This is a genomic window from Levilactobacillus koreensis JCM 16448, assembly GCF_001435525.1.
Classification (GTDB): Bacteria; Bacillota; Bacilli; order Lactobacillales; family Lactobacillaceae; genus Levilactobacillus; species Levilactobacillus koreensis.
The window spans coordinates 34,978-46,203 of sequence record NZ_AZDP01000086.1; the positions used below are offsets into that span (position 1 = coordinate 34,978).

9 protein-coding genes are annotated in these 11,226 nt (G+C 51.4%); all 9 read right to left on the reverse strand.

Annotation, left to right across the window (positions count from 1 at the left end; translation table 11 throughout):
• Positions 1 to 17: 17 nt before the first annotated feature.
• Complete coding sequence (gene ftsZ / locus FC99_RS07670; protein WP_048735810.1) at positions 18 to 1,298, reverse strand: cell division protein FtsZ; 1,281 nt, start codon at positions 1,296 to 1,298, stop codon at positions 18 to 20.
• A 21-nt stretch (positions 1,299 to 1,319) separates the two neighbouring features.
• Positions 1,320 to 2,651, reverse strand: coding sequence for a cell division protein FtsA (gene ftsA / locus FC99_RS07675; RefSeq protein WP_048735809.1), 1,332 nt, complete (start codon positions 2,649 to 2,651; stop codon positions 1,320 to 1,322).
• A 141-nt stretch (positions 2,652 to 2,792) separates the two neighbouring features.
• Complete coding sequence (locus FC99_RS07680; RefSeq protein ID WP_048735808.1) at positions 2,793 to 3,650, reverse strand: cell division protein FtsQ/DivIB; 858 nt, start codon at positions 3,648 to 3,650, stop codon at positions 2,793 to 2,795.
• Positions 3,651 to 3,681: 31 nt separating this feature from the next.
• Positions 3,682 to 4,776, reverse strand: a complete 1,095-nt coding sequence (gene murG / locus FC99_RS07685; protein ID WP_048735807.1) for an undecaprenyldiphospho-muramoylpentapeptide beta-N-acetylglucosaminyltransferase — start codon at positions 4,774 to 4,776, stop codon at positions 3,682 to 3,684.
• Positions 4,777 to 6,156: a UDP-N-acetylmuramoyl-L-alanine--D-glutamate ligase gene (gene murD, locus FC99_RS07690; protein WP_048735806.1), complete on the reverse strand. Its 1,380-nt coding sequence runs from the start codon at positions 6,154 to 6,156 to the stop codon at positions 4,777 to 4,779. It lies immediately after the preceding gene.
• A gap of 575 nt (positions 6,157 to 6,731) precedes the next feature.
• Positions 6,732 to 7,703 (reverse strand): phospho-N-acetylmuramoyl-pentapeptide-transferase, encoded by a 972-nt coding sequence (mraY, locus tag FC99_RS07695; protein ID WP_048735805.1) that lies wholly within the window; start codon positions 7,701 to 7,703, stop codon positions 6,732 to 6,734.
• 25 nt (positions 7,704 to 7,728) lie between these two features.
• Positions 7,729 to 9,888, reverse strand: a complete 2,160-nt coding sequence (locus tag FC99_RS07700; RefSeq protein ID WP_048735804.1) for a penicillin-binding transpeptidase domain-containing protein — start codon at positions 9,886 to 9,888, stop codon at positions 7,729 to 7,731.
• Position 9,889: 1 nt separating this feature from the next.
• A complete protein-coding gene (gene ftsL, locus FC99_RS07705; RefSeq protein WP_048735803.1) occupies positions 9,890 to 10,291 on the reverse strand; it encodes a cell division protein FtsL in 402 nt (133 codons plus the stop codon).
• 42 nt (positions 10,292 to 10,333) lie between these two features.
• On the reverse strand, positions 10,334 to 11,226 hold an 893-nt coding region (rsmH, locus tag FC99_RS07710; RefSeq protein WP_235805889.1), incomplete at its 5' end, for a 16S rRNA (cytosine(1402)-N(4))-methyltransferase RsmH.

Here is an 11,226-nt window from a genome sequence, read left to right on the forward strand (position 1 = left end):
CTACAGTTCGCGGGTGCTTACTTCCGCCGCCGCTTAAAGAATGGTGGCGTGTCTTCACCCTTGTTGCTGTTGTCATCAGCCGCTGAGCTATCGTTTGAGCTCGGGTTGAAAATATTAAAGTCTGGCTTATCAACGCCCGCAAACTCATCGTGTGAGTTGTTTGTCCGGGCTTGTGGTTCTGGACGATGCGCTGGTTCGCGGATGTCCCAGTTGCCAAACGGATCTTGGTCCGTTTCCTTAGGAGCATTCTCTTGGGCAGCAGTATCGTTGGTTGAAGTCGTCCGCTGTTGACTTTCGGCACGCCGGGCAACGCGGCTGTGTGCAGCTTCGCGTTCTTCCTTCTTCTTGTCGATCCCAGTCGCAATCACCGTGACCCGAACTTCATCGCCAAGGTCCTCGTCGATTGACGTCCCAAAGATGATGTTTACGTCACTAGTTGCGGCATCGGAAACGATTTGTGAAGCAGCTTGAGCTTCGAACAAGGACAGGTCGGGACCACCGGTAATGTTCAACAGCACTTGTTCGGCACCATCGATAGACACTTCCAGCAGTGGTGACGAGATGGCCTTCTTGGTGGCATCTTCCGTCCGGTTTTCACCGTTAGCGGAACCGATACCCATTAAGGCTGCCCCTTGGTCCTTCATGACCGTCTTCACATCGGCAAAGTCCAAGTTGACGTAGCCAGGGCTCGTGATCAAGTCAGAGATTCCTTGAACCCCTTGACGTAAGACGTTGTCGGCTTCTTGGAAGGCTTCCATCATTGGCGTCTTCTTGTCAACGATTTCTAGCAAACGGTTGTTGGCAATGACGATCAACGTATCCACGTTTTCCTTCATTGCGGCAACCCCTTCAGCGGCAAACCGTGCCCGCCGTGGGCCTTCGAAACTAAATGGCCGGGTAACGACCCCCACAGTCAGGGCACCGCCCTCTTTGGCGATTTTAGCCACGATAGGCGCTGCACCGTTACCGGTCCCACCACCCATACCAGCAGTGACGAAGACCATGTCGGCGCCTTCGAGGGCTTCCGTGATCTGTTCTTCGCTTTCCTCAGCGGCCTTGGCACCGACCTCTGGGTTGGCGCCAGCGCCTAATCCCTTGGTCAATTTCGGTCCGAGTTGAATCTTAGTTTCAGCCTTTGAGGCTTCCAAGGCTTGAACATCCGTGTTGGCCACGATGAATTCAACGCCTTTGACGTCTTCCGTGATCATCCGGTTAACGGCGTTGTTCCCACCGCCACCAACGCCGATCACCTTAATGATTGCGCCGTTATTCTGCGCAGAATCTAGTGAGTATTCCATTCTATATTCCTCCATCTCGCGTTAATCAAAGAAATCGCTAAAGAACTTCTTGATTCCTTCGGTTCGCTTCTTCTTCGGTTTTGGTGTCGCCTTACTCTTCTGGTGAGATTGTACGGGAGCTTCCATTGAGCCGTCATCGACCGGTTGCTCACGTTGACGAATCTCGTCGGTTTCATCGGCTAATTGGGTCGAGCCGGTCAACGCACTCTTGATGAGCAAGTCGATCTCGCTCAGTCCCCCAAAGTAGTTTACCAAAGCTAAAGCCAGGGTAAACGATGGGTGCCGTAACCCCATTTGGTCTGGCACGTAGACCCGAACATTCGTGCCGAACTCAGCGGTTGCCAAGTCGGTAATTCCTGGTAACGCCGCAACGCCACCGGTCAACACGATTCCTCCCGGCAACTCTAAGGCTTGAACCTTATTCAGGTTAGTCTGCAAGCGCTGGAAGATCTGGTCGAGCCGTGCTTCAATAATCTCTGCTAAGTATTTTTCCGAAATTGGTGTCGGTTGACTTTGACCAACCACGTCAACTGGAAATTCATCTTCATCGCTAGCTTGCGCGGAATCAGCATAGCCATAATCACGCTTCAGCTTCTCAGCGCTGTCCAGAGAGGTGTTCAGCACCACCGAGATATCCTTGGTGATGAATTGACCACCCTCCTGATCAACATCGATATACTTCAGCTGGTGATCATGGATCACGGCCGCCGTGGCTTGGCCCCCACCCAAATCAATCAGGATGGTCCCAAAGTCTTGCTCACCGTCATTCATCACCATCATGCCCTGGGCCATTGGATTAATGACCGTGCCCCGCAGATGCAAGCCCGCTTGTTCAACGGCTTTACGGGTATTGTGCATGATGGTCTTGGGTCCCGTAAACAAGGTCCCGTGCAATTCGAGCCGCACGCCGACCATCCCCCGGGGATCCTTGATCCCATCGAAGCCATCCACAACGAATTCATCGGCCAAAATGTCGACGACTTCACGCTCTGGTGGCAGACTTTGAATCAAAGCCGCCGCCGAAACGCTCCGCACGTCACGCCCGGTGATCTCGCGGGACTGATCGTCAATGGCAATCATACCGCTACAAGGTTCAATCTTTAACATATTTGCGGGAATCCCCACAATCACATCGTGAATTTCGATGCTGGCCTTCTCTTCGGCTTGTCGAACGGCGCGCTGAATCGCTTCCGCTGCTTTGTCAATATCCACGATTACGCCGCGGCTGACACCATTCGAACGTTCATTTCCCACACCAATAACGTTCATTTGCCCTTTAACATTCTCAGCAACAATGACTTTTATTGAGGTGGTTCCTATATCGAGACCAACGTACATCCCTGAATTATCCATAGAAAAAGGAACCTCCTAAGTTAATCTAATATCAACACTGCATGAATTCGCTTTTTCTCCTAATTATTTTTCAGTTTACCACACTTACTAGGGGTTGAAAAAGCCTTATTGACGCTTTTTAACGCTGAAATCAAAATGAAATTATTTACTGAAGGGGTATGAGTACGCCCCCACTTCCAAATTGACCACACCTTTAGCCTTCATCTTCGCTGCAATGCTAGGATAATACGCCATTTTGTTTGCAAAACTAGCGATGCTGGCATAGACCTCATTGCCGTCGTTCATGAAGAGGTGAACCCGGTCAGGATTGGCTTTGGTCGGTGACTCCTGAATCTCACTGATGCTCCGCTTGATCGTTGGACTGAGCTGGGCATACTGGAGAATCATGCGGTGCAACGTCTTCGCTCGTTTGAAACTACCGTAAACCGGCGTCCCACTCTTCGGTTGCGTCACTGACTGTTCACTAACAATACCATTTTCTAAGACTTCATAGTAACGATTTTGCTTCAACACATATCCGGCCGTCATAAACTCCGTCACATGAATCGTCGCGTGATTAGGCCGCTTAAAGTGGATTGTCACGTGCTTGACCCGGGTGTTACGCTTAACGGCCTGCTTTTCCAGCTGCTGCGTATGCCCCAACAATTGGAAAATGGAGTTGCCCGGCTGGACCTGTGCCGCCCGTTGCACCTGGGCTGCGGAGAGGGCCACGTTCCCCGTCACCCGCACCGTTCTAAAATGACTCAGTGGCGAAACCAAGTACACCATGACTAGAATAACGGCGGTAAAACTTCCCAGCAGTATGCTCAGTCGCCGAACTAACTTCCGGGTCCGTTCGTGTTTCAGCCGGGGAAGCTTGTCCCCAATTCGCTTCGCTTTGTGAATCCAACTCGGCGTCTTGGCGTGCTCACGCTTCCGCTGGGCCTGCGCCTGATACTTCTCCCACGGTGTTAGTGATCGCTGTTGTTTCGGATCGTTACGGTTTAAACGAAACTTCACGGTCGCTCACCTTCCATTCACTGATCTGGTTTTAATTTTTCTTGAGTGACAGGACCACGTCGAGGACCCGGTCGGCAGCGTCGGGCACCCCTAGCTGCTTAGACGCCGCGGCCATGTCCTGACGCAAGGCATCATCATTCATTAATTGATCCGCCTTAGCGACTAAGGTCTCCCCGGTCAAATCAGCTTCCTTGATGATCTCTGCAGCACCGACCGTGGCCAATGACTGCGCGTTCTTGGTCTGGTGATCCGCCGTGACGTATGGACTAGGAATCAGAATCGAAGGGATCCCATCGGCCGTAATCTCAGCAATACTCGTGGCACCAGCCCGGCCAACGATGGCCGCCACCTTTGGCAAGACCTCAGGCATGTTACTAATGTATGGCTTGATGACCACGTTGTCCGCCACCTTAACGTCCTTTAACCGGTCCATCACGTTGTCATAGCGTTTCTGTCCGGTCACAAAGACCACTTGGTAGTTACGCTGGTTAAATTCGGGAATGGCGGCGATGGTGGCCAGGTTGATTTTCGGTGCCCCTTGTGAGCCCCCAAAAATCAACAGGGTGGGCACGTCGTCCTTCAGCTGATACTCAGACCAACTAAAGTGACTAACGACCTCAGCGGCTTCCTGAGCCCGGGGGTTCCCGGTCTTAACCATCTTGTTGGCTGGAAGTTGATCAAGGGCGGCGTCAAAGACGTACGCAATACGGTCAACGTAACGGCTCAAGAATCGGTTGGTGATCCCAACGACACTATTTTGTTCGTGGATCAGCGTCGGCACGTGTAAGTGAGCGGCCGCATAGACCACCGCACCAGACACGTAACCACCGGTGCCCACGACCACATCTGGCTTGAACGCTTTGATCATCTTTTTCGTCTCGTGGACGCTCTTCAAGAACAAGTAGACCGTCTTGAAGTTTTCTAAAGACAAGGACCGCTTGAATCCTTGAATCCGGGTAGACTTAAATGGAATGCCCTTAGCCGGAACAATCGTGCTTTCCAATCCCCGTTCGGACCCAACGTACATGACCTCTGCGTTTGGATCCCGCTTTTTGAGTGCTTTGATGAGTGCTAATGCCGGGTAAATATGGCCCCCGGTACCGCCACCTGATACCATTAATCGCATTTAAACTTCCTCCTGTTTACCCGTTAACTGCTCAACGGCCTTGATAAACCGATCGCCACGGACCTCAAAGTTCGGGTACTGATCCCAACTGGCATTGGCTGGTGACAATAAGATGATGTCTCCAGCCGCGCTCAGCTGATAAGCTAACGGTACAGCAGTTTCTACATTTTCTGTCTTCTTAATGACTTTGACACCGGCCTGTTTGGCAGTCTCAGCCAAGAGATCCGCCGTTTGCCCAAAGAGAATGATGGCCTTGACGTGGTCCTTGAAAGACGGAATCATCTTCTCAAAGGTGTAGCCCCGGTCCAAGCCCCCAGCTAAGAGAACAACTGGCGCTTTAAAGCCCTTCAGAGCCATTTCAGTGGCTTCCATGTCGGTTGCCTTAGAGTCGTTGTAGTATTGACGACCCTCGGCTTCCAGCACGTATTGTGTCCGGTGACGCACCCCACCAAAGCTCCGGAGAACGGCGACGATGGCTTGCGTGCTGACACCCTTGATCTTAGCGACAGCAATGGCGGCCAGAGCGTTCTCCACGTTGTGGTCCCCTGGCACCTTGATCTCGCTAGCAGCCATGATGTGTTCACCCTTGAAGTACAGCTCGCCATCAGCCTCGTACGCACCATCTTCTGACTGATTCAGCCGTGAAAACGGAACGACTTGTGCGGCGGACTGCTTGCTGAGTTCTTGCCACTCAGGGTTATCAAAGTTGACCACAAAGTAATCGTCCGCTGTTTGGTTCGCGGTGATCTTCATCTTAGCCGCCACGTAATTGGCGCGCGTCTTGTGGTAATCCAAATGATTAGAGAAGATGTTCGTGAGCACGGCGATGTGTGGGTGAAATTCCGTCGTCTCGACCAACATGAAGCTAGAAACTTCCAGAACCAACGTATCGTCCGGCGTCACCTCTTGGACGACCTTGCTGGCGGGAATCCCAATGTTGCCGGCGTAGACGGCGTGACCGGCTTTCCGGTCGTGGTCGACCATCTTTTGAATCATGGTCGTGGTCGTCGTCTTCCCGTTGCTCCCGGTAACGGCAATTAGCTCCGCATCGGCAACCTCGCCGACCAATTCCATTTCACCAATGACCGGAATATTCTCCGCCAATGCCCGCTTAACGACTGGTACATCGTAGAAAATACCAGGATTCTTCACGATCAAGTCGTATCCCGGGTCCAGTAGGTCGGCCGTTTGTTCACCGGTAATTACGGTAAACCCGTCCGCTTGTAAATCGCGAGCATCTTGGTTCTCAGCCAATGGCTTCACGTCACTGACGGTTACCTTAGCCCCTAACTTTTTCAACAAGCGAGCCGCATTGACCCCACTCTTCGCTAGTCCTAAGACCAGCACTCTTTTCCCCGTATACGTCGTGATCTGCTTCATAATGACCTTTCGCTCTCCATTCATTCACTTATGCTTTTAATATTTTGATTCCAAAATTTGATTGTTAACCTGACACTTGCGGCTATCAGGGATCCTACCTGCCATGGGGGCCGTTTGTAGCCTGAGAACTATTCAAGTCATATCGACTAACCAGCCATAGAAAACTAGTAAACACCAGTACAATTAGCAGAATAGCCAGACCAGTGGTAGCGCCTGCAACATCGCTAAATCTCTGTCGCAGTCAACACCCACCCCAGCCGCAGGAGGCCAGGGATGCAGCCAGCCGTGTCGACGATGTAAGTCGGGGTTTCTTCCCGGCTTACATCGTGGGACGACCTCGAAGACACGTGACCTTCGTGGATTTGAGGCGAACCGGAAGCCCGTCCTTTGGCTGGAGGTGTTCCCCATGGCTGGCGGAATCCCTGGCAGCCGGAGGCGACAATTCCTAGCCAACATCAGACACTTTAATTATACAGCGATAAGACCTGCGTGCTCCACTATTTATTCACAATCGACCCCACTAAAAAAAGCTAGCTTGACCCTAACGAGCAAGCTAGCCCATTAGTCAGTCGTCCTTATCCTGGCAAGATGACCCACAATCCAGTTAACGCGGTGATCAAGCCGATTCCCCAGAAAGTCAAGTCAATCTTCCACTCGCTCCACCCCTTCATTTCGAAGTGATGGTGAATGGGACTCATCAGGAAAATCCGCTTACCGGTCAACTTAAACGAGGCAACTTGTAAAATAACACTCGCCGTCTCAATCACAAAGACTAGCCCAATCCATAACAGCGACAATTCATGATGCAACAGAACTGAGACCGCCGCCAAAGCGCCACCCAGTGCTAAAGAACCAGTATCGCCCATGAAGATCTTGGCTGGTTTGTGATTAAAGATGAGAAAGCCGAGCAGACTACCAACTACGGCAAAACAGAAAATGGCAATGTTCATTTGCATCTGGTGCCAAGCAATCACACCATAAGCCGCAAAGGAAATGCTTGCTAACCCACTGACTAGACCATCCAACCCATCCGATAAGTTGACAGCGTTACTAAAGCCAACTAACCAAATGATGGCGAAGACGGCGTACCAGCCACCCATGTGCCAGTCGCCCATCCCCGGGATATGCAACGCCATTGGGAGCTTTTCGTGGGTGTAGACCCAAAAGAGGATCAACGCCCCGACGATTTGGCCCAATAGTTTTTGCCAAGCCTTCAGGCCCTCGTTTTGACGATGAAAGAGCTTAATGCTGTCATCCCAAGCGCCCAGGCCACCATACAAGGCCAAGATGAATAACAAGATCCAAGTCGTAGATAGCGTGTGGTGTGGCGCCAACAGCCAGCTACTAGCCAGCGTCATCACTAAAATTGCAACGATGAATAGCAGGCCACCCATCGTCGGGGTCCCAGACTTCTTCTCGTGCCACGTTGGGCCTTCTTCACGAATCATTTGCCCCTCATGCCGGGCTCGGAAGTACCGAATCAGTGACGGCATGAACGCCGCCGTAATTATAAATCCGCCCAACAGGGGCACAATCACATTCATCATTGTCTCTCTCAATCCTCATTCTCTTTTATTTATTTTGTTTCAGAGTCACGACTAATGTCGAACCCGCACCAACGGTAGTGCCCGCTTTAATGCTTTGCTTCGTCACGTAGCCATCACCCGTTACCGTTAACTTTAAGTCTTCCAACTGAGCTAATTTTACCACATCGCCCTTTGACCAGCCGACTAAACTTGGCAAAGCGACCGTTCCACCAGTGGTAATGAATACCCGCTGGTCTTGGTAAAGCGACGTTCCGGCCGTGACAGACTGCTTCAAGACCTTGGTCCCCGTCCCTAACTGCGTCACCGTGGCACCAGCCTTGATCAACTCTCTCGTAGCGGTCGTCACGGATCTGCCGGCGACATTTGGCATTTTGTTCGTCTTTGTCGTAGTCGATCCGGTATTTTCTTGGAGTGCCCGCGCCATCACTGGCTTCATAATCGACGCTAGTAGTTTGGACGCGGTCGTCCCCCCCAGATGAGGTTGTTTCATCGTGATATACATCACGTATTTCGGATTGCTGGCGGGCACCATGGCCGCAACCGAGTACAGGTAGTTGTCATCGCCAGAAAGATAGCCCTTCCCGTTGCTGACCTGCGCCGTCCCAGTCTTCGCGGCAACCTTGTAGCCACTCATCTTGTAGTCGGCACCGATCCCGTAGCTCTTGTAGACCACATCTTCCATGTGTTTCCGCACAGCCTTCGCCGTTTGCGCCGAGATAGGATTGCCCACCACGGTCGGTGAGTACTTCTTCACGGTCTTATTCGTGTCAGAATCGGTGACCTTACTGATCACGTATGGCTTCATCATCTTCCCGTCGTTGCTGACCGCACTTAGCGCCTGCAACATCTGGAAGACCGTCACCTGAATCCCTTGACCAAATGACGTATCGGCCTGTTCGATTGGCCGTTGGAAGGCGATGTTCCCGGACATCTCACCCGGCAACCCAGAATTCGTACTCTTCAAGAAATGGAACCGGTCAATGTATTTCTTCCAGGTCTTGGCCCCCATTTGCTGTTCCAAATGAGCCATGGCCACGTTACTGGAGAGTGCAAATCCCTTGTTATAGGTAATGGTTCCCCAACCAGCGGTGTTCCAATCCGGCACGATTTGATTTCCAATGGTGTAGCGTCCAGATTGGTAAGTTGCATTCCCATTGTAGTTACCACTGTCGATTGACGACGCCAACGTGAAGACCTTCATCGTCGACCCGGGTTCGTACGCATCCTGAACCAGCGTGTCACGCCAGATCTGGCCCAGCCCCGCCTTGGTCGTCGCGTTAAACGTTGGCCGTTGGGTCGCCGCCAGAATGGCCCCCGTCTTGGCGTTCATGAGCACCGCATTCATCGAATTAGCCTTGACTTGACCTTGAACGTTACTCATTTCGGTTTCCAGTAACGTCTGCAGCCGCGTGTCCAATGTGGTATAAACGTTGTCGCCGTCCTTAGCCTTCTTGGACTTCTGCTTGGTTCCCGGCAACTGGTACCCGTACATATCCTTCTTGATCTTCTGCGACCCATCAGTCCCCGTCAATTGCTTGTTGAAGGCCTGTTCGATGCCCATGGTCCCCGTCAGAGCCGTTTGGCCGTTCTTAGCCGTTTGCGACTGTGCCAGCCCCACTAGGTGTGAGGCAAAGATCCCGTTAGGATACAGTCGGGCCTCCTGCTGAACAAAATTGATTCCGGACAAATGATACGCCTGAATTTTCTGCTTAGTGGTTAACGAAATGTTTTGCCCAGCCGTTCCGAATTCTACTTGGAACGTGTTGGCTTTACTTGGATAGAGCGCCTTAAGCGCCCGATCGCGCTTCAATGGCAAGTACTTCGCCAAAACCGTCGCGATCTTCTCCTTGTTAGTAGCGTACAATTTCTTCCCATTCAAGCTCACCTGCCGCTTATCGAGCACCACGTACAGGGAGTACACACTAGTATCTTCGGCAATCGCTTGGCCGTTCGCATCGTAAATGGTCCCCCGCTTCGCCTTAATGGTCTCATTGGCCGTATAGAGTTTCTGGGCCGAAGCACTCAGGTTAACGTTTTGAACCTTTTTCCCAATGGAGATATACGAAAAGCGACCGACGATAACCGCAAACACCACGAGGAAAAGGAAAAACAGAAACTGGCCAAAGTACTTCCGGTTTCTGCGTGGTTGCTTATTCATCATTTGTCGCTTTTGGGAATCTTTCATGTTATTTGTTTACATTCCTTATTCTATCGTTTTGCAAAGTGAGGCCTTGCTTTTTGGCAATTTTATCAAGTCGCGTCCGACTCTGCAACTCATTAATTTCTTGTTGCGCGTTCGTATTGCGATTTTGGATGGCCGTCACGTTGCTGTTCACGCTCTGCAGTTCATGTTGGGCGTTACTCATTGCGATTTTAGATGAGACCACAAAGACCATGAGTGTCGCCAAAATAAGGCCACAGACCGTCATTAAGCATTTTTCGAATTTAGAAACTGGTAACTTCTGGCTCTGAGGATTCCGTTGCGGATTACTTTGCGGGCGAGCCTGACGTTGCGGCTGTTCTATGTTTGGGCGTTGTTGGGGCTCCGGCGAAAGGGGAACCGCTTCAGCTAAACTATTCTGCGCCATAAATAATCATCTTCCTATGTCGAGTTTTCGTATTTGGTTAGACTACTTAATTTTTTCTAAAATTCGTAACTTGGCACTATGTGCACGATGGTTGGCTTCCAGCTCAGCTGGTGAGGGCGAGATTGGCTTGCGATTGACCAGTTGATAGTCGGGTTGTAAGTTGTCCGGGATGACCGGAATGCCATGTGGCAATTCAGGAAGTGATGAATGTTCCCGGAACATAGTCTTGACTAGCCGATCTTCCAAGGACTGAAAGGTGATCACGCTGATACGACCATTCAGGTCCAGCAAGGAAACGGCTTGTTCGAGCGAATCCTCTAAGGCCCCTAATTCGTCGTTAACGGCGATTCGAATGGCTTGGAAAACCTTTTTGGCAGGATGACCACCGTGACGACGAGCCGCCGCTGGGATTCCCTCTTTGATGATCTCGACCAATTGGCCGGTCGTATCGATTGGGGCGGTTGCGCGGTGCCGTTCAATGGCACGGGCGATTGGCTTCGCGAATTTTTCTTCACCGTAGCGGTGGAAAATCCGCATCAAGTCGTTGAACTCCCATTCATTGACCACAATCCACGCGGTCAGCTTTTGACTCTGGTCCATCCGCATGTCCAATGGTGCATCGTGTTGATAGCTAAAGCCACGATCAGCTTCGTCAAACTGGGGAGAAGACACCCCCAAATCATAGAGAATGCCATCTACCGCAGTAATACCGCGCTGATTGAGTTCATTTTTAATATCGCGAAAGTTGCTTTTTATAAAGGTTAACTTACCTTCGTCGACGTATTGCTTTAAGTGTTGTTGGTTGTAGGTAATCGCGGTCTGATCTTGGTCGAATGCGTAGAGGTGTCCCGTCGTCAATTGACCGAGGATCCGCTCACTGTGGCCACCGCCACCGAGAGTGCAGTCAACGTAGATGCCCGTCGGCTTAATGGCTA